Here is a 22,675-nt window from a genome sequence, read left to right on the forward strand (position 1 = left end):
CGGTGCCTCCTTGTATTTTTTGTTCAGGCAGTGAGTTCATGCTAGGTTTCCCCTGGCCTTGAGCCAAGGTACGAACTGCACCATTTACCAGACGATTTTTGAGCGATTTGCACTGATCATGACCAGCACGCCATTCCCCTGGCCACGCCCCTCGGAAGCCGTTCGCGAGCTCATGCGCAAAGGTGCCGAACTCGCTCAGGCGCTGCCGCCCGAGTGGATCGAGCGCCTGAACCAGGCACTGTTTTCTACACCGGAAGATGCCAAGTTGCTGGAGGATCCGGTCATCCTCGCCGCGTGCCGGCGCGCCAATCGGGCAGAGTTGCTGCACTGGGCCAATGCCAATCTGCAGCGCCCTGGGGAGCCGGTGGAGCCCTACGTGTCTGCTGACATGGTGGACACGGCCAGGGAGCTCGCCCGCAGGGGGCTCTCCGAGCTGCTGATGAATGTCGCAAGGTCGACACAGAACGCAGCCTGGGACCTGTGGATGAAGATGGCCTTCAGCCTGACGCAGGATCCCGCGCTGCTCGCGGAGTTCCTGGAGGTCTCGTCGCGGTCGATCTCGACGTTCATCGACAGCAACATGCGTGTGGTGACCCAGATCATCCTCGAAGAAAAGAGCGCCCAGGCCCATGACGACCCTATCGATAAACGCAGCCTCGTAAGCCGGCTGCTCGACGGCAGGGATGTGGACGCCGAGCAATTTGGCAGGCGACTGGGCTACAGCCTGGCTCAGAGGCATCACGCCTGCCTCGTCTGGAGCGAAACCCCGGACGCCGAGATTCGCCCGCTGGAAGATATGGCGCGAGCCCTGGCGCAGCTCACGGGTACGGTAGCGCCTCTGATCGTATTCGCGGGCCCTGCGACCCTGTGGGCCTGGTGCAATGCGGCAAAGCCGCTGGACCTGAACCTTTTGCAAGGTGTCGCTCGACAATTTCCCAAGATACGCGCCGCAATCGGTTCGGCGGGCGCGGGGATGAATGGCTTCCGGCGCTCGCACCTGGAAGCCTTGACCACCCAGCGGTTGATGGGCCGGTTGGCGGGTTCACCTGCCGTTGCCACGATCGATCAGGTGAGGATGGTGTCGCTGATGACCCAAGATGCCCGCGCGGCCAGGCAGTTCGTCTTGAGCACCCTGGGGCGCTTGGCGACCGAGCCCACGGTACTTCAGCATTCGTTGCACGCCTTCCTGGCCAATGGCTGCAACATCACCCAGACCGCCGAGGTACTGCGTACGCATCGCAACACCTTGCTGCGCCGACTGGAGCGCGCCCAGGACCTGCTGCCTGTCCCGCTTGCCGACCATCGCATCCAGATCGCCGCTGCCCTTGAGCTGGTGATCTGGAGTACGCCGCTCGATGGCGACGAGCAATAGCGTTCATTCCCTACCTTTGACGCAATAGCGGCCTCACGGCTGTTGCCTCTATGCGGGCGCTCAACAGGGCGCCCGCGCTGCAATGCCCTGCAGGAACGCGTTCTCCAGCACCGTTGCACTCTCCCTCGGCGCGCGCCCTCGTTGGCGGGCATCGACCATGCCATGCAACAGCGATACGAACATCTCGGTCAGCAATGCCGCGGTGACATCCGCGCGAAATACACCCTGTCGCTGGCCGCTGAAGAACAATGCATCGAGCCGTTCCAGATAGAACCGGAGGTCGTGCTGCACGCTGCAAGGTGGCCCGGCTGATGCCCGCCAACGCCGCCAGTTCACCCATGGACGCTCTGGGCCGCAAGGCGGCAGCGGCATAGAGGGCATTCACCAGCTTGGCGGGAAGCGATGAAGGTGGGAAGCCTGAAGTGATCATGAGGAGCCTTGTTTGATTTATATGAGACATCATTGACTCATCTGGGTTTGAAAAGTAGCATTCGCCCCGTTTTCAATCAAGGCTCGGGTGAGTGATGGGCAAGACAGGTTCGATAAGAGTGGGCGTACTCGCTGTGGCGATTGCCTTGGCCGGGTGCGAGCCCGCAGCAGAGCAGTACGGTGCAGCCAATGCGAGCTACCCGGTGGAAATCGTGACGTTGGCCTCCGAGCAGGTGACCTTGGCCGCTGAGTTGCCGGGCCGGGTCGAGCCGATGCGCGTCGCAGAGGTGCGGGCGCGGGTGCCGGGTATCGTGTTGCACAAGCGCTTCGAGGAAGGGGCTGACGTCAAGGCGGGGGATGTGCTGTTCCAGATCGACCCGGCGCCGTTCAAGGCCGCCCTGGCCCGCGCCGAGGCGGACCTCGCCCGTGCCCAGGCCATGCAGCAGGAAGCCCAGGCACGTGTGAAGCGCTATGAGCCGCTGGTCAAGATCGAGGCGGTCAGCCAGCAGGACTTCGACAGCGCCACTGCCGAGTTGCGCAGTGCCCGTGCGGCGGTACGTTCCGCGCAGGCCGATGTGCAGGCCGCTCGCCTTAACCTGGGCTACGCCACTGTCACTGCGCCGATCTCCGGACGCATTGGCCGTGCGCTGGCCACCGAAGGCGCGTTGGTGGGGCAGGGGGATGCGACGCTGATGGCGCGTATCCAACAACTCGACCCGATCTACATCGACTTCACGCAGTCTGCCGCTGACGCGCTGCGCCTGCGACAAGCGGTGAAGGACGGCGCACTTTCGGCCGACAGCCAGCGCCTGACCGCGCAAGTGGAAGGCACCGATTTCCAGCGCTCGGGCGAGCTCATGTTCACCGATGTGAGTGTGGACCGCGGTACCGGCCAGGTCATCCTGCGGGGGCGTTTCGACAACGCGGACGGCACCCTCTTGCCGGGCATGTATGTGCGCGTGCGCACGCCGCAAGGCACCGACAACCACGCCATCCTGGTTCCTCAGCGTGCGGTCCAGCGAGGCAGTGACGGCCAGGCGCGGGTATTGGTCGCCGCCAATGGTATCGCTGAGGCACGCGTCGTGCGAACCGGCGTGATGCAGGGTTCGCGCTGGCAGATTACCGAGGGGCTGGAGCCGGGTGATCAGGTGATCGTCGGCAGCCCGGCCGGGCTGGCCCCCGGTATGCCGGTGGCGCCTGCCCAGAAACAAACGGCTGCCGCCCAGTGATGCGAGGGAAGTGAGATGTCCAGATTCTTCATCCATCGCCCGAACTTCGCCTGGGTCGTGGCGTTGTTCGTTTCACTGGCGGGCCTGCTGGTGATTCCATCCTTGCCCGTGGCCCAGTACCCCAACGTGGCGCCACCGCAGATTTCCATCACCGCCTCCTACCCCGGCGCTTCGGCCAAGGTCATGGTGGAGTCGGTGACCAGCATCATCGAACAGTCGCTCAATGGCGCCAAGGGCCTGCTGTACTACGAGTCCACCAACAACTCCAACGGCGTGGCCGAAGTGATGGTGACCTTCGAGCCAGGCACCGACCCGGACATGGCGCAGGTCGATGTGCAGAACCGTTTGAAACAGGCCGAGGCGCGCATGCCTCAGGCGGTGCTGACCCAAGGGCTGAAAGTCGAGCAGGCCAGTTCCGGTTTCCTGCTGATCTACGCCCTGACCAGCACGGCTGGCAACCGTGGCGATACCACGGCCTTGGCCGACTATGCCGCGCGTAACATCAACAACGAACTGCTGCGCGTGCCTGGCGTGGGCAAGCTGCAGTTCTTCGCCTCGGAAGCGGCCATGCGGGTCTGGGTGGACCCACAGAAACTGGTGGGCTATGGCCTGTCCATCGACGACATCAACACGGCGATTCGCGGCCAGAACGTCCAGGTGCCGGCCGGCAGCTTCGGCAGCACGCCGGGCGCCAGCGAGCAGGAACTGACCGCCACCCTGGCGGTGCAGGGCACCCTCGACACGCCGCAGGCTTTCGCCGGCATCGTCCTGCGCGCCAACCCGGATGGCTCCAGCGTACGCCTGCGTGATGTCGCGCGCATGGCCATCGGTAGCGAGAACTACAACCTGTCGGCACGCCTGAACGGCCACCCGGCGGTGGCCGGCGCGGTGCAGCTGGCGCCGGGCGCCAACGCCATTCAGACCGCGACGCTGGTCAAGGAGCGCTTGGCCGAACTGTCGCAGTTCTTCCCCGAAGGGGTCGAGTATTCGGTGCCGTACGATACCTCGCGCTTCGTCGACGTGGCCATCGAGAAGGTGATCCACACCTTGATCGAAGCCATGGTGCTGGTGTTCCTGGTGATGTTCCTGTTCCTGCAGAACGTCCGCTACACCCTGGTGCCCTCGATCGTGGTACCGGTGTGCCTGCTCGGGACGCTGATGATCATGAAGCTGCTCGGCTTCTCGGTGAATATGATGACCATGTTCGGCATGGTGCTGGCCATCGGCATCTTGGTGGACGACGCCATCGTGGTGGTGGAGAACGTCGAGCGCTTGATGGCCGAGGAAGGCCTGTCGCCGGTGGAGGCGACCATCAAGGCCATGGGGCAGGTTTCCGGGGCCATTATTGGTATCACCCTGGTACTGGCGGCGGTATTCCTGCCTTTGGCGTTCATGTCCGGTTCGGTGGGGGTGATCTACCAGCAGTTCTCTGTGTCTCTGGCTGTCTCGATCCTGTTCTCCGGCTTCCTGGCCTTGACCTTCACCCCAGCGCTGTGCGCCACGCTGCTCAAGCCAGTGCCTCAGGGCCATCATGAGAAGGGCGGTTTCTTCGGTGCCTTCAACCGTGGCTTCGCCCATATCACCGAGCGCTATTCGTTGCTCAATAACGGGCTGGTGGCGCGTGCCGGGCGCTGGATGCTGGCGTATGTCGGCATCCTGGTGGTGCTGGGCTATTCCTACCTGCGTCTACCGGAGGCCTTCGTGCCAGCTGAAGACCTGGGCTACAGCGTCGTCGACGTACAGTTGCCGCCAGGCGCCAGCCGGGTACGCACCGACCACACCGCCGAGACGCTGGAAAAATTCCTGATGTCTCGTGAGGCGGTGGCCAACTCGTTCATCGTCAGCGGCTTCAGTTTCTCGGGTCAGGGCGACAACGCCGCGCTGGCGTTCCCCACCTTCAAGGACTGGTCGCAGCGTGACAAGACGCAATCGGCAGAGGCGGAAACGGCAGCGATCAATGCGCAGTTCGCCGCCAACGGTGATGGTGCCATCACCGCGGTTATGCCGCCGCCCATCGACGGCCTGGGCAACTCCGGCGGTTTCGCCCTGCGTCTGATGGACCGTGGTGGCCTTGGCCGTGAAGCGCTGCTCGCCGCCCGTGACCAACTGCTGGCCCGCGCCAACAGCAACCCGGTGATTCTCTATGCGATGATGGAAGGCCTGGCCGAGGCGCCGCAGTTGCGTGTGCACATCGACCGGGAAAAAGCCCGAACACTGGGGGTGAGCTTCGAGGCCATCAACAGCACCTTGGCCACGGCTTTCGGTTCGGCGGTGATCAACGACTTCACCAATGCCGGGCGCCAGCAGCGCGTGGTGGTGCAGGCTGAGCAAGGCGAACGCATGACCCCCGAAAGCGTGCTGCGCCTCTATGCCCCGAATGCCAACGGCGAGCAGGTGCCGTTCAGCGCCTTCGTCACCACCCAGTGGGAAGAGGGGCCGGTGCAACTGGTGCGCTACAACGGCTACCCGTCCATCCGCATCGCCGGCGACGCTTCGCCGGGGCATAGTACTGGCCAGGCGATGGCCGAGATGGAGCGCCTGGTCAGCGAGCTGCCGCCGGGTATCGGCTACGCCTGGACGGGCCTTTCCTACCAGGAGAAGGTGTCCAGCGGCCAGGCGGCCAGCCTGTTCGCCCTGGCCATCTTGGTGGTGTTCCTGCTGCTGGTGGCGCTGTACGAGAGCTGGGCGATCCCGCTGACGGTCATGTTGATCGTGCCGATCGGTGCTCTGGGGGCGGTGTGGGCGGTGACGCTCACCGGCATGCCCAACGACGTGTACTTCAAGGTCGGCCTGATCACCATCATTGGCCTGGCGGCGAAGAACGCCATCCTGATCGTCGAGTTCGCCAAGGAACTGTGGGAGAAGGGCTACAGCCTGAGCGACGCCGCCATCGAGGCCGCGCGCCTGCGTTTCCGCCCGATCGTGATGACCTCCATGGCCTTCATCCTCGGCGTGGTGCCGCTGGCCATCGCCACCGGCGCCGGTGCGGCCAGTCAGCGCGCCATCGGTACCGGGGTGATCGGCGGCATGCTCAGCGCCACCTTGCTGGGCGTGGTGTTCGTGCCGATCTGTTTCGTATTCGTGCTGAAGCTGCTCAAGCGCAAGCCGGCCCCCGTGCAACACGCTGTCGAGGTAACCCAGTGATGCTCATGCGCAATCTTGCAATTCCGTTCGCGCTGGCCGTCACTTTGGCCGGCTGCTCCCTGGCACCGACCTACCAGCGCCCCGAGGCGCCGGTGGCGACCGCGTGGGGCGATGCCGCCGGCCATCGCGGCCGGGCGGTGGAGCAACTGGACTGGCAGGCGTTCATCGTCGACCCGTCCCTGCGCCAGCTGGTGGGGACCGCGCTGGACAACAACCGCTCGCTGCGCCAGACCCTGCTGGATATCGAGCAGGCCCGCGCGCAGTACCGCATCCAGCGTGCCGACCGGGTCCCGGGCTTGAATGCCGGGGCTTCCGGCAACCGCCAGCACTTGCCGACCGACTTGTCGAGCGATGGCCGCGAAGGGGTCAGCAGCACCTATCAGGTGGGGTTGTCGCTGCCGGAATACGAAGTGGACCTGTTCGGCCGTGTCAAAAGCCTGAGCGATGCGGCACTGGAACAGTACCTGGCCACCGAGGAAGTCGCGCGTGCCGCGCGCATCGCCCTGATCTCCGAGGTGAGCCAGGCCTACCTGACCCTGGACGGCGCCGAGCGGCGCCTGGCGCTGACCCGCCAGACCCTGGCCAGCCGCGAGGATTCGCTGGCCCTGGTCGGCCAGCGGCGCACCGCCGGCACGGCCACGGCGCTGGATCACCAGGAGGCGCTGGGGCTGGTCGAGCAGTCGCGGGCCGAGCTGGAAGGCATCGTGCGCGAGCAGCGCCAGGCCTACAACGCCCTGGTGCTGCTGCTGGGCAGCGCGGACGCGGCGAAGGCGATCCCGGCCGAGCGCGACGAGGCGCCGATGGTCCTGCAGGACATCGCCCCGGGCGCGCCGTCGGCGCTGATCGAACGTCGCCCGGACATCCTCGCCGCCGAGCATCGGCTGCGGGCGCGCAACGCCGATATTGGCGCGGCGCGGGCAGCGTTTTTCCCGCGTATCAGCCTGACCGGCAGCTTTGGGACCGCCAGTGCGCAGATGTCCGGGCTGTTCGACGGAGGCTCGCGTAGCTGGACCTTCATGCCGCAATTGTCGCTGCCGTTGTTCGACGCCGGGCGCAACCGGGCCGGGCTCAGCCTGGCCGAGGCACGCAAGGACTCGGCTGTGGCCGCCTATGAAGGCGCGATCCAGGTGGCCTTCCGCGAAGTGGCCGATGCGCTGGCCGCCACCGACACCCTGCGCCGTGAGCAGGCTGCGCGAAGGGCCCTGGTCGATACCAGTCGTGCGACCCTGGCGCTGGCCAAGGCACGTTACGAGGGGGGAGTGGACAACCATTTGCGCTACCTGGACGCCCAGCGCAACAGCAACGTGAACGAAGCGGCCTTCATCGAAGCCAGTACCCAGCGGCAACTGGCGTTGGTCGACCTGTTCCGCGCACTCGGTGGTGGGTGGTCGGGCAAGGGCTGAAACGGCCTCCTTTGGTTGGCATGTCCAGCCACTTCGCCCTAGGGATCGATGCCCTGGGGCTTTTTTTTTTGCGTGCGCAGTCAGGTCAGCGGGCGGGTGCCGCAGCGCCGTCGAGGAACATCAGTTCCAGCGTCTGCACGGACGTCGCGCTGGCCGCCCGCCCGCGTCGTTCGGCATCGACGATGCCGTACACCATGCTCAGGAACATTTCGGTGAAGATCGCCGCGCTGATATCGATACGGAAAGCTCCCGCCTTCTGGCCGCGCAGGAAGAAGGCATCCAGGGCGTCGGCATAGGCCCGCCACGGACGGTTCGCTTCGCTGTCGTCGAACGAGTCCGGGCGGTACTGGAAGAGCAGGAAGATCATCATCTCGCGATGCTTGAGGTGCTCGACGATGAGACGATGCAGGGCTGCGGTCGGGTCGCCGCCGTGCAAGTCAGCGTTGCCGATGACCTGGGAGAGGATCTGGTCGCCATAGCGTTCCAGCATGTTCACCAGGTTGTCACGGGTGCCGCAGAAACGGTGCAGGGTCGCTTTGCTCACGCCCGCCGCCTCGGCCAGCTCCTTCAAGGTGGCTCGGGGGTGGACGACGATCGCGTCGGCCAGCGCTTTGAGCAAGCGCTCATCGGTAGGGAGGTGCATCAGAAGATTCCACACTGCATATCGTGCAGGCATTGTGAAGGAAAACGGCTCATAGGGCACCCATTTGAGTAAATAATGGCTCAACCAAGGCTTGCAGGTCGCAGCCGTGCGGGTCTTTGCTTGCGGGCACCAAGGCACCGCCTCCCTCGGCGTTCCAGGTCGAGGGAGGCGGCGAAGCTCAGGGCAGGGTGAAGAGCACTTTGACCTTGTCATTGACGGCCGAGGTGTCGACATAGCCGATGGCATTCGACTCGCTGCCCACTTTGGCAATCACTGCGGCGTCATCATCCACGCTCTGCAGTGGTTGCCCCTTGCCCGTGAACACCAGGCCTGACCAGTACGACTTGAGCTGAGATTCGTTCTTGTTGGTCAGCGCGCTGTAGAACCTTTCCTTGGTGGGGTTCCAGCCTTTCTGGTCGAGGCCCTTGAGGCTGGTGTTCTTGCCCAGGAATATGTTGGCCACCTCGGCCTGGGACGGTGCGGCGCTGGCGCTGGCATTCACGATCACGGCCACTTCGGCGCGGGCCAGGGTGCAGGCCGTGGCCAGGGCTGCGGCGAACACTGCGGTGATGAGTGGTTTCATGTGGCGCTCCTTAGAAGACGAAATCGACGCCGACGCTGACGATATCGCCGTCGTAGTTGCGCGAAGGAGTGCCGGCGGCACCGTTGCTAGCCGCGAAGACTGCCTGGTCGAAGGTCTCTTGGGCGTTCTGCACGAAGGTGCCGCGGTAGCCGTTGCCGCGCATGTCCACCCGCTTGTACTCGCCCTTGAGCACCAGGTTCGGCGCCAGGTTGTAGTTCACGCCGTAGGTCCAGGAGCTCTGGCGGCCAGCGTCTTCGTCGAGCTGAGCGTAAGTGAGGTGGAGCAGCACGTCGCCAAAACGGCGCCCGCCCATGAGGTAGAAGGCATCGATGCTGCCTTGCTGGTCACCTTCGGTGTTGTTGCTGGTCCACTCGTTCGAGGAGACCCAGGTGCCATTGTCGTACTGGTAACCGATGGATGCGAAGCGGCCTTTCTTGCGGTTCAGGCTCAGGAAGTCGACACGCGTGGGCGCTCCCCCAGGGGCGACCACCGACGCACTGAGGTCCGTGTCGATGTCTGCTTCGGCATACCCGACGCGCAGCGTGCCGAAGTCGTAGGTTTCCAGGCTGACATTCGCCGCGAAGATTTTCTTGTAGTCGATGTCGTACAGGTCATCCATGGCGAACAGGTTGCGCTTGGCGGCTTGGCCGCCTGCCACCTGGAGCGTCACGGAGCCGATGCCGGTGGGCAGGGTGTAGAGGGCATCGGCGCCTTCGTAGTTGCTCAGTTGGACCTGGCTGTAGACCTCATCCGGCAGCCGCAACCAAGGGTGGGTGACGCCGACGTCGAGGGTTTCGGAGTACATGTAGATCGGCAGGCGCAGCCGGCCTGCGCGCAATGTCAGGCCTTCGGTCGCCTTCCAGGAGAGGTAGGCCCATTCCAGGTTGCCTTTCCAGGTGTCCTGTTCCGGCTTGAGGGTGCCCTGCACGGTCATCCCCAGCGTGTCGGTGAGCCCATATTGGAGTTGGCCGCCCAGCCGGGAGAGCTGGTCACCGCGCCAGGCGTCCGTGGTCTGCCCGCTGATGCCGAAGCTCCGTCCTTGACCCTCGCCTCCCAGGTGGGTGAGGCCGGCAGTGCCGAAGCCGTTGAATCGATAGTCTCCCTGGTCCAGGGCCATTGCCGGGGTGGTCGCGATAAGGCCTGCGATACCGAGTGCTCTAATGCCTTGCATGCTTCAACTGCTCTTGTGGTGGGTAAGGGTCAAATGCGGAACTGAGCGGTGGCGCTGCGAAGGTGGTTGCCCATACCGACCAATTGCTCACCGAGCCGTGCGGTGGCGTCGGCACCTTGCGTGGTGGCCTGGGTATCCTGTTGCAGCTTCTCGGTGTCTTGCTGGATCGAACGGGAAAGGCCGATCTGCTCGTTGGTGAAACGGGCGATGCCGGCGTTCAACTCATCGATCTGGCGAACGGTCTTGGTAATCGCCTCCAGGGTCTGCGTGGCATGTTCTGAGCGCTCGATGCTTGTCCTGGCCTTCTCGCCGTTCAGGTTCATCGCGTGCAAGACGCCGCTGGCGCTGCTTTGCAGGCGCTGGATGATGTCTTGGATCTGCGCGATGGAAGCGGCGGTTTTCTGGGCCAGGTTGCGCACTTCGTCGGCGACCACGGCGAAGCCTCGCCCTTGCTCACCGGCCCGTGCCGCCTCGATGGCGGCGTTCAGGGCGAGCAGGTTGGTCTGTTCGGCGATGCTCCGGATCACCGTCAGCACCGCGCCGACATGCTGGGTTTCTGCTTCCAGTTGTTCCATGGCCTGCACCGAGCCGAGCACGCTGTTGCCCAGGTCGCCGATGCTGGAGGACAGTATGTCGATGTTGTGCCTGGCTTCGTTCGCCTGGCGCGCCGCGGCGCTGGCTTGCTCGGAGGCCTGTCCGGAGCGCTGTGCCACTTCTTGAATGCTGTTGGTCATGGTGTCGATGTCACTGCTGATGGACTCGGTGCGCTCCTGCTGCGAGCGCGCGCTGTCCTCCGCGCCCTGGGTGAGCCGGTGCAGCTCGCGGGACATCTGCTCCAGGGGCGCGGCGGTTTCGATGACCTGGCGCAGGGTGCCTTGCAGGCTGTCCAGCAAGCCGTTGAACAGGCCGATCATTTCGCCGATTTCGTCCGAGGAGTCGACATGCACGCGGCGGGTCAGGTCGCCATCGCCGCTGGCAATGGTCCTGAGCGACGCGATGACGCCGCGGACATTGCCCATGACCTGACGAATCACCCAGGCCGCGCTGGCGCTGACCAACAGCAGCAGGCAAAAGCTGAGCAGGTAGCCGACATGCGTGGTGGTGGCGTTGTCGGCGCGGACCTGGGTCAAGCTGCTCAGGAAGTCGGCGTAGGCGTGGCTGCGAAACTGTTCGCCCAGCGCCTGGGCGTTCTTGAGGTCGCTGGCCATGCGGTCGAAATGGGGGCGCAAATCATCGAACGCGGCCCCGTCGAGCAGTTGGCCGGAGGAGGCGAGCGCGTTATCGGCGTAGCGCTTGATCGCCGCTGACCAGGCTTGAAGCTCCCGGTGTCGGTCGGCCCGTTCAGCGGTCAGCGGTTCCAGGTCGCGCAGCCGCGCATGGACGTCGGCCAGCACGTCGCTCGCTTCATCCAAGGTGTCCCGCTCGCCCGCTGCCACGGCGCTGTTGAGCAGGCCGGGCAGGCGGGAAAACTGGAAGATCACGTTGTCGGCAGCTTCCAGCGTTGGGTAGCGCTGCTTTTCGAGCGATACCAATCGGCTGTCGTTGTCGTCCAGTTGCACCGCGGTGTAGCCCACGAACAGCAACAGACCGAACAGGGCGATGGCGGGTGGCAGGAAGAGTTTCAAGGTGAGCGAGATTTTTTTGAACATGGGCTGTGCGGGCCTCGTCGGAACGAAGGGCAAATCGCAGGCAAGCAGGGCCGCAAAAGCCGGTGCGCTGTTGGCAGGGCCTGCTATCGCTACGCGTCGGACAAAGGGCTGTCCTTCGGAAGTTGGCGTTACGTGATCATGGCGCCCCTCCGTGCCCCGTTGCGAATTGGCCACCCGCTTGCGCGGAGGGTCAGGCCGAGGCCAGGTTGGGAGAGGTGGGGGAAGGTGAGGTCGTCCATTTCAGACAACCTGCGTCTTTGTGGAATAAGGAGCCGGCAGTTCTGGCATGCCTGCTCGGATCGCGACAGCGTCTTGGTGCTAAAGCCCATTTTCGCTCCTGCCACTTGGTTGTGTTTTATTTGTTATATCAAGTGTTTTGTAAAATACAGGAGTTTTGCTTACATGCAAGACGCAATGGCGCCAGAGCCTGCAAAAAAAGCAGGGCAGGCGCTATCGGGGCCTGGTGCTTGGGTTGGGTCGGCAAGGCGCGGGGCGACGGTTGCGCGACGACGGAAGGCGGCGAAGACCGAGCGGTTTGGTGGGGTGACGCCTTCCTGGGAAGGCGCCGGGTTTACCGGGAGGCGACTTAGGACTTGGCGGTTTTAGGGGGAGAAATCATGACAATGAAGGCGTCAATCAAGGCCTTCCCGCGCTCTGCGCTGACAGGCTCGGATTCGAAAGGCAGCATCATGAGCCAGCCATCACTGAACGCGGCAATGTGATCGGCCAACACATCGGCCGGCACATCTTCACGGACCTGGCCCTGGCGCTGGCCGGCCTCCAGCACCGAAGTGGCCACCTCGCGGAAGTTGGTATAGCGCTGCTTGATGACGCTGGCGAACGCGGGCTGGTGCCGGGCATGGGTGAGCAGTTGCAGCCATGCAAGCCAGTTGCCTGGCTCGTCAAGGCTGATCCATTGGTGCCACTGCTCAATGAGCGACTTGATGTCGACCTGATCGAGGTGGATGTCCAGCAGTGCGTCGACCTTGTCGAACAGGGTCTGCGCAACGGCACTGACCATTTCTTCCTTGTTGGCGAAGTAGTAGGTCACCGCGCCTGTGGTGCACCCGGCGTGCTGCGCCACCTTGCGCATGGTGGCACCGGCATAGCCTTCTTGCGCGATCACCGCGATCGCCGCCGCCAGCAACTCGGACCTTTTGGCGTCGCGATCGCCAACCGGGCGCCCACGACGGGCAATCGGTTCGGATTCGCATTCATTGGCCTTGACGTTGGGAGCAGGGCGGGGATGTGCTTCAGGCATAGGGAGGCGATTTCATCGGACAACCAATAGAGCCGGCAGTTTGCCACAGCACAGCCGACGCGCGCGATGTCAGTGGGTGGCGAGGCTCGTGCTTTTTACCTACCAGCTTTGTGGGCCAAGTGAGCGACGATGAACTGCATTGCGACCTCTACGGTAGGGGCCGTCGCCGAGCGCCCGGTGATGCGCAGTTGAAGCCAGGCCGACCAATAGGCGAGGGCGCTCTGGTAACTGCGCACGGTATTAGCCGCCGTGCCCGGCGAAGACGCCTCGACCGAGGCGCCACTGCATCCACCGCCAGTGGAACTGAGACGGCAATCCTTAATATATTGTATTATTTGACACGTATACCGTATTGTTAATTAAGTTTAATGACGATTAGCTCGGATAAGATTTAATTATCAGACCTAAATGGGGAGAGGTTAGGGCATGGCAGTAGGCGTACCAGAAAATGATGTGTTCGCCGCGGCAGACGCGGTGCTCGCCCGCGGCGAACGGCCGACGGTGGAACGGGTACGCCTGGAGTTGGGACGCGGCAGCCCGGCGCGGGTCGGTGCTTTGCTCGATCAATGGTGGGAACAACTGGCCGGGCGCCTGCGCGGCGAAACCCGCTTACCCGGCTTGCCGGCGGAGGTGGCGCAGGCCTTCGTGGCCATTTGGCAGCAGGCCACCCTGATGGCGCAAGGTGTCGCCGAGCAGGCCCTGGATACCCAGCGCCAGGTGCTGGCCGAGGAGCGCGAGACACTGGCAGCGCTGGAAGCCCGCGCCCGCCTGGAGGTGGTCCAGGCACAGCAGCAAACCGCTGAGGCCGTCAACACACGGCAACGCGTGGAAACCCGCCTGGCCGATCTGGAACAGCTGCTAGTTCAGCGCCAGGCGCAAATCGACGACCTGCGCGCGCAACGCGACGCGCTGCAGACGCAGCGTGACGAATCCCAGATGCAGGTGGCCGAGCTGCGGCAGCAGTTGCACGACAGCCGCGAACAGGCCGAGCAGGCGCGCATTGAGCAACAGCGCTATACCCGCGATGTCGAAGACCGCGCCTATCGCGAGATTGATCGGGTCCGCGAAGAGAGCAAGGGCCTGAGCGCCCAACTCAAGGACACCCAAGGTCAGTTGCAGGGGGTGCAACAGACACTGGCGGTCGCGCAGAAGGCCCTGGCCGAAGCGTGTGAACAGCGCAGCACTGCTCAGGCGCAGAGCGTGGCACTGACCGAACAGCGGGATCAGGCACGCCTCACCGCCCAGCAAGCGGGCGAGCAACGACAGGCTTTGCAGGACCGCCTGCAGCGCGCCGAGGTGGAGCTGGGGGAGGCGCAGCGTAGCGCGGCAGCCCACGAAGCTCGTGCGCAGACCCTGGACGTGCAGTTAGGCCAGTTGCGCGATACCCTGCAGCAGAAACGGCGTCAGCGTTCTTGACCGGCGCCAGCCGCGGTAGCGGCTGGCGCTCGCCATACCGTTCAGCAAAGCCATACGCTCCCGACACCATGCCCGAGGTGCTCAGCACACTTTGCGCACGTTTCAGCAAGTCGCTACCTTCTGGCAGCGCGGCGACGATCTCTCGCATCAAGGGATAGGCCCCCGTGTAAGTAACCCGGTCGGTGAAGAACGCGCTCTTTACGGAGAATTACAACGGTCGCGAGAGTTTAGAACCTGTCATAGCAATGCTTGAGGTACAGCGGGTGAGCATCTTTGACCAGGCCGAGACCTGTGACAAAACAATAGTACATTCGCGTCGGTGATCGGCAGAAATCGACCTATTGATGTCCTTCGCAAAGGACGGATATCGTCGGTCAAACGTAGCCACTCGGCGTTAGCGACACGACGGCCATTATCGGTCAGAAAGCGGGGGCTGCGACTCCGCACTGCCCTGGCATGATCGAAGCATTCGAGCGCACGGTGCAATTCGCGAGAGATCTGAGGACGTTAAAGACGACTTCGAATTCCTGTCGATCAGGTGGAAGTTGGGGGACCTAGACGAGCGAGAGATCCGGCGAGCGCGCTGGGTAATGTGGACGCTGACGTCGACGTCCAGAAGCCTGCGCGACGTGGCCACCAAGACCCTGTACGAATTCGCAGCCAAGCGGCCTAGGGAGTTTTTCCGGCTGGCAGTGGAGTCAATTGCCGTTTCAGACCCATACGTCCCCGAGCGGATGTTTGCCACGGCCTACGGTGCAGCGTTGACCACGTGGTCGGATATCAATGCTGTGGAGATGCGTGAGGCACTGCCTAGCCTCGCGCGTGAGATTTATCGAGCGATGTTCGCGCCTAGCGCGACGCATCCTACTTGGCATGCTCTCTTCCAGCAGTATTGTTTGGGAATCATTGCCATCGCAAGGATGGTGGATCCAGCTTGCATGTCTGAGGACGAGGCAGATCATCTCCTTCCACCGTTTAGTCATCTACCCAATCCGTTTGCGAATATGCCGCAGTACGCTCCGGAGGTGGTCGAACGTGCGAAATGCGGGGCGATTCGAATGGACTTCGGCAACTATACGATCGGGAGACTGATTCCACGTCGGTCGAACTACGACGACCGCAATCCAGAGTACCAGAAGGTGCTGCCAGCACTCGTTTCGCGAATGCTGGTACTTGGCTATGACCCTGAGCAGTTCGAAGATGTTGACCAGCAAATGAACTCCGGCCCTCGTATGGGTAATGACAAGCACAAGGTCGACAGGTACGGGAAGAAGTACGGCTGGATTGCTTACTTCGAGATGTGGGGGGTACGGTACGTGCAGGGCCTTCTTGCTGAGGAACGCGGCGCTCGCCCCTCAGATGCGGACATCGACCCGACGTTCCCGCTCGAGGCCGCGAGCATCGACCTGCCGCTCCCAGACTTGTTCAGTGGTCAGCCGACGGATGCTGGTGACTGGATAGTGAGAGGGCCGCAACCAGACTACTGTGGCATCTTGGAGATTGCAGAGATTGATGGCGTGACCGGGCCGTGGGTAGTACTTGACGGATTCCTCGAACAAAACGCTCCCGCTGATGACCGACAGGTCTTTACCTTCCTCCGCGGTCTATTCGTAGACAGCGGAGAAGTCGACCGTCTGTGCATGTTGTTCACCGGTCTCGAGTATCCCGGCAATGATGCTATTCCGGAGGAGCCAGGCTACTACTACACCTATGCGGGTGAGATGCCTTTCTCCTCGATTCCGGGTCTGCCTAACGCTAATGAGCAGGAGGGCGACCGCGCCGAATACATGGTGTCCGCTGATCGGTGGTCAGAAAGTGGCGTCGCGGTCGACATCCCAGTGCAGAAGTACAACTGGGAGAGCTACCACAGCGTGATGAACCAGAACAACGGTGCAAGCCTGCCTTCTAAACTGCTCTGTGAGGCTCTGAGTCTCAGGTATCGCGCCAGCAAATGGGACTTGCACGATGCTTCAGGCGTGGCGTCCCTGTACCGCGAAGTCGGCGAGTATGGCTCGCAGGTCAGTGGTTCTTTCAGCTATCTGCGTCGTGACCTTCTTGACAGCTACTTGACGCAGTCCGGCAAGGCGCTGGTGTGGCTCATGTGGGGAGAGCGTGGCTTTCATCACCGGTCGGCCGAGGCGCACAACCTGCACGAGTACTACGCGGACCACCAGCATACTCACAAGCGTGTTGACGTCTATCAGCCTGCTTCGAGCACTCAATCGTAGGCAAGTTCAGGCGAGGGGAGGCCGCCATTCTTGGGCGCAGTAGCCGTTTATGAGGGCGTGGAACCGGCGGCGGATTCAGTGTTCGTTATGGATTCGCCGTTCGACGGCTGACCAAGTCGCGTCACGTTCAAATCAGCGCTGCGGGTACCCGCTATCCGGCGCACCACTTGCTGGCACGACTGGATAACAAAGTCAGTTGACTTCGCCGGCGTCAGCTCTCGAACCGCATCGGATTTAAGCGTCGTACAAGCGGTCATAGCGCTCTCGTCCCGCCAGGTGCGTAACCGCTGCCAAGTGGTCAATCAACCCATGACGCGCTGAATGACCTCTGGTGATAATCGTGTCGGCAGCACAGAAATATCCATGACCGGTTACAGCCTTAATCGGCCAACCAAAACTAAGTGATGACCGGCTGCTTCTGCCTGATTGCTGTCCTCCGGGAAGGCAGTTATTGGTCGATTTCTGCCAGTCAAGGCTCACCCCGTGCGCTGGTCAAGTCCGATGCAAACAACTGGTCAGGTCGAATGCAAATGAATGGTCAGTGGCAACGCAAACGGGTAGTCATGGGGAGTGCAACTCTCCACACAGGCTTAGGAGAGGGGATAACTGTCAAGCATCGGCCACGTAGATGCACCGTTTGACCTTTGCCCACCGCTATGCACAGACAGTACCCGTCTGCGCGTAATCTCAGGGCGAGCTGGGTTTATCAAGTCCGTCAGCGGCAACACCTGGAGGGATGCGCCTAGGTAGTCGCATACCCTCGGGACACCAGGAACAGATGCTCCATGTCATGGGGACCAACCTCGGCGGCTGTCTTCACATGCAAGTTCCTTTTAAGGAGGTAAACATCCTTGATGATTTCTGGGGGCCGCTCAGGCTCCATCACTGCCGGGACCAGCAGGTAACAACCTGCCCGCTGGTGATCGTCAAGAAATCTGCAAAGGTTGATATCGGTCTCAGGGGTCATCGTCATAGAGCGTGATGCGAGGCTTTCATACTGGGAGTCCGTCACGCTTTCGCTGGGCCTTGATGTAATGACCAACCCATAGTGGGTTGCTGGCTGATTGTACAGCTGTCGGATGATGCTGATATGAAGGGCTTCGTTTTTATCGACCGCTCCGAAGCGATCGCGCCAGCGTTCAAAAATCTTGATTGCACTGCTGCGATCTTTGAACAAGAGTGCCATGAAGGGTGGAGCGTTGTGGCTGAACGTGCCGTAGGCGGTCCCCAACCAACCGGCGCGATCCCACAGGTGAACATCAATCACGGAACGCACTGTCAGCTGACGGTGGTCCTTTAGCGTCGCCGGAAAGTCAGTGTTACCGCTTTGTTCCTCCGATTGAGCGAGGCGAGCCTCGGCCACAGTTTCGCGTTTGACCTGAGGTCGGTGAGGTTTGGCCGCATAACAGTGGGGATTTCGCTCATTCCACATGTCCAGCCGTGCAACGCCATTGAACATGCGCTCCCGACTGTTGCATACAGACCCGATCATCGCCAGGCGACCCATGGCCGCATCGGACTTGAACAGCTGCTCAATCGCCACTTCGAATTCTTTAATGTGGCAGGTTGCCGTGAAAACGTTGGTGGCGACGCGCAGCAATAGATCCAGAAACTGGGCGTGCATGGGTGGAGCACCTGGAAACACACCGGCAGGCCAGACGACGGTGGCCCGCATACGCTCAAGATCAATGTGCACGTCGACCTGTGGTCCATCCGTTTCCACAACCTCGATCTCGAACAGCTCGGCATGCGCATAGGCCTCCACCTCAAAAGCAGTCGCGAAGAATGCTTCTAGGGTCCCTGCAATCGCTTCAGATACCGTGATGGCGGTGTCGGAGGGTTGATGGATGACGTTCACCTGCATGCCGAGCACCTTGGTAGCTAAGACCTGGTGATGGCCATCGTTCAGAATCACAGGACGCCAAGCTTCTTTCACGCACGGTTGGCTCGCCAAAAAGCTGAAGAACTTCTCGATATTTTCAGTGGATTCGTCCTGTGGAACCCAACCTTCCTCACGCAACAGGTGTTCATAGCCGAGCAAATATAACAATGTGAACCTGCTGATGGGCAGGTCGAGCGCGAGCAGAACATCAGGGAGTATCGCTAGGCGTGGAGCCTCATCAGCAGCAAAATTCAGCAACTGGCAGGCGAAGAGCCGGTCGAAATCCGCGAGTTGTGTATCCGCGCGCTGCCGCGTGGTGTCATCACAGGACACCGCTTTCAAGCACCCTTTGGCGAGCTGCAGCGCCTTAAGCATCTCGGGCAGGTGTTTAAGTTGAAGCGCTTGCCAGGCAGTGTTCATTAACGCAGGAAACAACTGGGAAGAGAGCGCACCAGTGGTCTCCGCCTCGATAAAAAGCGCAGTTGCAGCGCCGGTGCAGCTGGCACGAGCCGCCCAATGCAGACCTGCGCTCTGGTAAGCCAGCCCCAATTGCAGCTGTGCATCGACCAAACGGTCGACTTCTTCCTTCTTGGAGAGCAGCAGCACGGCTTTACCTAACAGGCGGATCAACTCCATGTTTTGATCCAGTTCCAATTGCCTCGATCGATTGAGCAATATCCGCGCGGCCTGAATTTCACCCGTGCGTTTCACGACGAAATCGGACAATTGGTCCACCAATCTACGATAGCCGCGATCGGTCCCGGCCACGTGGCCGAAGACCTCGATCATGCGGCTCAAGCGCTCGGCGTCATACTCGCCCAGGCATTCCGCCTTGCCGAGGATGTCACCAAAGCGCGGCCATATCGCAACCAGACGTTCGGGTGCTTTGGCAAGGACCGCCGCGTTGACTTGGAACACCAACGCGGACGTTGCCGCTTCCAGGGCGTTATTGGGTCGGCTGGTGTCATTGGCCAGCGCCTCCAATTTGTCGACCAATCGACCGACGCGAGCCTCAAGCTTGACTTGCTCGGCCGTACGCACGCCATGGATTACCAGGCTGTATAGCAGCTGGGCGAGATTACACAGCAGCTCAAGGTTGACGGCATGGTCGCTATCGATGACCCGGGCTTCGAAGCTGTCGTAGCCGTCCAGCAGTGTGCAGATATCGTCATACCACCAGAACGCGGTCCACAACGCTTCGTAGCGTGCCGCGTATTGCTGGCGTAGGGCGCCTCCATCGTCAGCGAGGCGGACTGCGCGCTGGAACCTGCCGTCAACTTCAAATCGCGGCAGTTCTAACCCGCGCGCAAGCTTCGCCGCTACCAGGGCTTCTGTGGCGCGTTCCATTTCCCTGCCGACGAATCCCGCCGGCTCGCTCAATGCGCGTTCAATGTCGTCAAGCTGCTGTTGGCGTGAGTAGTCTGTGGGACCCAGCGCTCGCGTGCTAATTTGCTCGCCAATCCCCAAGTAATTGTACGCGAGGTCCTGGCGGCCGTTTTCAATGACTTCCTTGATGATCCAGCTGCGGTCGTGGATGACGACCTGCACGCCATACTTGTCGCTGAGTTCGTCTTCCAGCCGGGCTCTATCCTTGGCGCGGGCAGGCCTGGACGTGACAAAAAAGACTTTCTGATAGCCACGCTCGGTATCCATGATGCCGGCGACATCCGCCCTGACCTTGTCTGCCCAGGCTTTTTTCGCGCTGAAGGCAAACGCCCAGCGCTCGCAACCGCTGTTAGCCTCACCGATGTAGGTGAGCGTTTGGATTTCTGACGACACGGGTGTGGTTTCGGTATCCGCCTTGCTGTCGCCACCACCCTCCGGGCCGGTTGCTGGCCTGAGGTTGGGACAGATCGTCCGCTCGCACAGCTTGCGGCAGAAAAGTTCGAAGTCGTGTGTCTCGTTGCGGTCGGTAATGGTTTCGAGATGGTGCGACAGTATCTCGGCCCTGAGGCCATGCTCGAATTGGTCGCTAGAGTCCGAATAGAGCTCTGGCCGGAGTTGGCGCATGAACTGCGATGGACTGTTTACCGCATCTCCAGCGAATCTATGCATCACGCGCCTCATTGATCGGTAGATAATCAGCGATTGTTATAGAACTTTCAAAAATGCGTCAACCAGCCTCTAGTAAACCTCATGCAGCACTGTACGGCAGATTGCGACTCAACGAAACATCACGTCTGATGTGCCATCCTAACCATAAATATCACTGTAAGGCGCCCGTGCCCTGCGACTTAGATAGGGCAAGCTCAACGTGCGCCAGCGGTTAAACGTTTCAGTCGGTGCATCAGTGCAGCAGGCATTACGCCTAGTCAAGGGTTAGCAGACCGAGCACTGATCAGAATCTCCTCCGTGCGTGCAGGTCCGTTTCAATGCGCGACGAGGTTTTTTGCTTGTGTCGATCCCCTGTCTCTCTACGACCTGCGAAGCACACTAGTGTGTTTGATTTTTTGATCTATATCCCTGGGCGTGTCAGTGGACATCGCGAAAAAAATCATCTTGAGACAACAAGCCCAGCTCGTCCTTAGATAATTGGGAATCTTCCCCAAACAAATTGGAAGTCCTCCGTTCTTGCTTGAGATACGCTAGGGTGGCAAAGAAGCAGGACTCGCATAAGTGCACCTCGTAACGCGAGCCATCATGAGAAGCACCGTAGCCCCAATGTGCTTCGAGTCTCCCATATTGGAAATTACCGTCAACCAGCCGGGCACTAACACCGCATACATCACAAAGAACATCTGTCACTGCGTCGATTTCAACTCGACCAAAGATTTTCATAGTCCCACCTCAATCGCGGCATTTACTCAGCATAAAATGGAGCGGATCATTTGTTGGGCTTACTAAGCATTACGCTACTGAGCAGCATTTGATTGCTCCAGACATCCGTCGTACCCATCTCATCCCTGCGGGGGTTCGAGTCTCAACCTTTGCGGAGCAGGCCAATGCCGACAGCATCCACCTAGGCATCGTGCAGGCCATCAGCTTGTTCAATTCCTCAGCATAGCAACCCAGGATCGCGTGCGTCAGGCCCGTTTAGCGATGCGTGTCGCTGTCACTCAAGGCGACTATCTTGACGCCGACTGGGCGAAATCGTTGCCCGTTGATTTGAGCGCAAGATTGGGGATGCCGCCTGGGACCATCGCGTCATTACTGATGTGCGGCTGATCGGACGTTACGGCCCGCTAGCCTATAGTGAAAGACAAAATGCCTAGGCCCAACCACCTCGCCTTCTTTGTCTGGCGGATAATGGTGAACGGGTTCCAGATTAGTGCAAAACGGCGCTAGCTGATCAAGGTTGTACCATTTCCCCTTTCTTACAGCTCTCGGATGCTACTCCGATTAATCGGCTCCCGAATAAGTACGAGTTTTATCCTGCCCGATGTTCTGCGCACAAGCTCTTTCATTTTTCATCAGATGCCTAGAAACTGATTGAGATCTGCTGTTTTTGAATAATGATACTCCTTAGGTGAAAAGCGTCCATGTGGGCCAAACAGTAATTTGGCCGTTAGGTGTTCGAGATAGGTGATCGCCTCCGGTTGCGCATATCGCATAAAGCACTCGCGCTGTGCCGCAGATAGGCAGGCTCGGTGCTTCAGACATGTTTTCACCATTTCCGCCAGTACATAGCCGCGTATGTCGTATCGCTCATCCATGGCGCAAAGGATGGTTCGATAGCATAAGTGATAGTTGGGTTGCTGGCCGGTCTGTAGGTAGGCGTCGTTACTCATCCTTGACTCCCGGCCTGCCAGGAAGCCAGAAATTGCAGCACCTGCTCAACTTGGCCCTGACTGACTAGTTGCTCCGCAGTTCGCCCCTCGAAAGTTAACAATTGATCTTGGCGGAACCAACCAATTGCTTGCTCGATAGTCGCACCTGTCTCAGTCACCGTCAGAACCACACGTAGGACATCTGTTATGAAGCGTGGCGCTGCTTCGGAGTCAGTCTTGATTGCACCATTTGACTGGCTTTTGCGATACGTAGCGAGGTAAACGTCAAACTCAGCTGGGTTGAGGCCAAAAACCCTGGCGTAACGCTCCCCTGGAGAGGTCGTCCCTTTCGTGTTGCGTAGGTAATCAGCCAATTCAGCAGCTGACAGCGCGCTTAATTGAAATGCCTCTTGGTTCATGACTTGTTCCCCTCGCGACCTTTGTTAACAGCATGCCCCCAAATCAACAGTAAGCAAAGCCATAGCTGTGTGGCTTTTATGGTCGACGTGGCAAGGGCGGTCGTTCAGCGGAATCGTATGTACGCCACGGATGTGGAGC

The 22,675-nt window shown here is 61.0% G+C and carries 16 protein-coding genes and 1 pseudogene; 6 read left to right on the top strand and 11 right to left on the bottom strand.

Going from position 1 to position 22,675, the window contains the following annotated elements; genetic code table 11:
• The first annotated feature begins 118 nt into the window (after positions 1–118).
• A complete protein-coding gene (locus BLS27_RS01080) occupies positions 119–1,372 on the top strand; it encodes a PucR family transcriptional regulator (RefSeq protein WP_180963333.1) in 1,254 nt (417 codons plus the stop codon).
• A gap of 60 nt (positions 1,373–1,432) precedes the next feature.
• On the opposite strand, the gene BLS27_RS01085 is transcribed toward BLS27_RS01080, so the two are convergent.
• The gene (locus BLS27_RS01085; RefSeq protein WP_279614944.1) at positions 1,433–1,663 is read right to left on the bottom strand and encodes a hypothetical protein; all 231 of its coding nucleotides are present in this window, start codon (positions 1,661–1,663) and stop codon (positions 1,433–1,435) included.
• A 233-nt stretch (positions 1,664–1,896) separates the two neighbouring features.
• On the opposite strand from BLS27_RS01085, the gene BLS27_RS01090 reads away from it, so the two are divergent.
• The 3 genes from BLS27_RS01090 to BLS27_RS01100 are packed head-to-tail and all read left to right on the top strand — an operon-like array spanning position 1,897 to position 7,577.
• Positions 1,897–3,030, top strand: a complete 1,134-nt coding sequence (locus tag BLS27_RS01090) for a MexC family multidrug efflux RND transporter periplasmic adaptor subunit (RefSeq protein WP_043935643.1) — start codon at positions 1,897–1,899, stop codon at positions 3,028–3,030.
• Positions 3,031–3,045: 15 nt separating this feature from the next.
• Positions 3,046–6,174, top strand: a complete 3,129-nt coding sequence (locus tag BLS27_RS01095) for an efflux RND transporter permease subunit (RefSeq protein ID WP_090342473.1) — start codon at positions 3,046–3,048, stop codon at positions 6,172–6,174.
• On the top strand, positions 6,174–7,577 hold the full coding sequence (locus BLS27_RS01100; RefSeq protein ID WP_015270436.1) for an efflux transporter outer membrane subunit: 1,404 nt from the start codon (positions 6,174–6,176) through the stop codon (positions 7,575–7,577). The genes BLS27_RS01095 and BLS27_RS01100 overlap by 1 nt, the downstream gene beginning before the upstream one ends.
• 85 nt (positions 7,578–7,662) lie before the next feature.
• Here BLS27_RS01100 and BLS27_RS01105 read toward each other — a convergent pair whose 3' ends face one another.
• From BLS27_RS01105 to BLS27_RS23930, 6 genes and pseudogenes are all read right to left on the bottom strand, one after another.
• The gene (locus tag BLS27_RS01105) at positions 7,663–8,220 is read right to left on the bottom strand and encodes a TetR/AcrR family transcriptional regulator (RefSeq protein WP_015270435.1); all 558 of its coding nucleotides are present in this window, start codon (positions 8,218–8,220) and stop codon (positions 7,663–7,665) included.
• Between the two features lie 178 nt (positions 8,221–8,398).
• The gene (locus BLS27_RS01110; RefSeq protein WP_003259136.1) at positions 8,399–8,803 is read right to left on the bottom strand and encodes a hypothetical protein; all 405 of its coding nucleotides are present in this window, start codon (positions 8,801–8,803) and stop codon (positions 8,399–8,401) included.
• 10 nt (positions 8,804–8,813) lie between these two features.
• Positions 8,814–9,974: a hypothetical protein gene (locus BLS27_RS01115; protein ID WP_425262090.1), complete on the bottom strand. Its 1,161-nt coding sequence runs from the start codon at positions 9,972–9,974 to the stop codon at positions 8,814–8,816.
• Between the two features lie 29 nt (positions 9,975–10,003).
• Entirely contained in the window at positions 10,004–11,623 is a 1,620-nt protein-coding gene (locus BLS27_RS24370) for a methyl-accepting chemotaxis protein (RefSeq protein WP_015270433.1), read from the bottom strand.
• A gap of 586 nt (positions 11,624–12,209) precedes the next feature.
• Positions 12,210–12,884, bottom strand: a complete 675-nt coding sequence (locus tag BLS27_RS01130; RefSeq protein WP_090342478.1) for a TetR/AcrR family transcriptional regulator — start codon at positions 12,882–12,884, stop codon at positions 12,210–12,212.
• Between the two features lie 113 nt (positions 12,885–12,997).
• Positions 12,998–13,138: pseudogene (locus tag BLS27_RS23930) on the bottom strand (integrase); the annotation flags it as partial.
• Positions 13,139–13,310: 172 nt separating this feature from the next.
• On the opposite strand from BLS27_RS23930, the gene BLS27_RS01135 reads away from it, so the two are divergent.
• Positions 13,311–14,300 (top strand): DNA-binding protein, encoded by a 990-nt coding sequence (locus tag BLS27_RS01135; RefSeq protein WP_090342482.1) that lies wholly within the window; start codon positions 13,311–13,313, stop codon positions 14,298–14,300.
• Positions 14,301–14,929: 629 nt separating this feature from the next.
• The gene (locus tag BLS27_RS01140) at positions 14,930–16,528 is read left to right on the top strand and encodes a hypothetical protein (RefSeq protein ID WP_208599397.1); all 1,599 of its coding nucleotides are present in this window, start codon (positions 14,930–14,932) and stop codon (positions 16,526–16,528) included.
• Positions 16,529–17,270: 742 nt separating this feature from the next.
• Here BLS27_RS01140 and BLS27_RS01145 read toward each other — a convergent pair.
• The 4 genes from BLS27_RS01145 to BLS27_RS01160 all read right to left on the bottom strand — a co-directional run bounded on the left by BLS27_RS01145 (position 17,271) and on the right by BLS27_RS01160 (position 22,536).
• Entirely contained in the window at positions 17,271–20,465 is a 3,195-nt protein-coding gene (locus tag BLS27_RS01145) for a tetratricopeptide repeat protein (RefSeq protein WP_208599398.1), read from the bottom strand.
• A 417-nt stretch (positions 20,466–20,882) separates the two neighbouring features.
• Entirely contained in the window at positions 20,883–21,188 is a 306-nt protein-coding gene (locus BLS27_RS01150; RefSeq protein WP_090342485.1) for a hypothetical protein, read from the bottom strand.
• 632 nt (positions 21,189–21,820) lie between these two features.
• Entirely contained in the window at positions 21,821–22,138 is a 318-nt protein-coding gene (locus BLS27_RS01155; RefSeq protein ID WP_090342488.1) for a hypothetical protein, read from the bottom strand.
• On the bottom strand, positions 22,135–22,536 hold the full coding sequence (locus BLS27_RS01160; RefSeq protein ID WP_090342491.1) for a hypothetical protein: 402 nt from the start codon (positions 22,534–22,536) through the stop codon (positions 22,135–22,137). The genes BLS27_RS01155 and BLS27_RS01160 overlap by 4 nt, the downstream gene beginning before the upstream one ends.
• Positions 22,537–22,675: the final 139 nt, after the last annotated feature.

It is taken from the genome of Pseudomonas guariconensis (genome assembly GCF_900102675.1).
GTDB classification, from domain to species: Bacteria; Pseudomonadota; Gammaproteobacteria; order Pseudomonadales; family Pseudomonadaceae; genus Aquipseudomonas; species Aquipseudomonas guariconensis.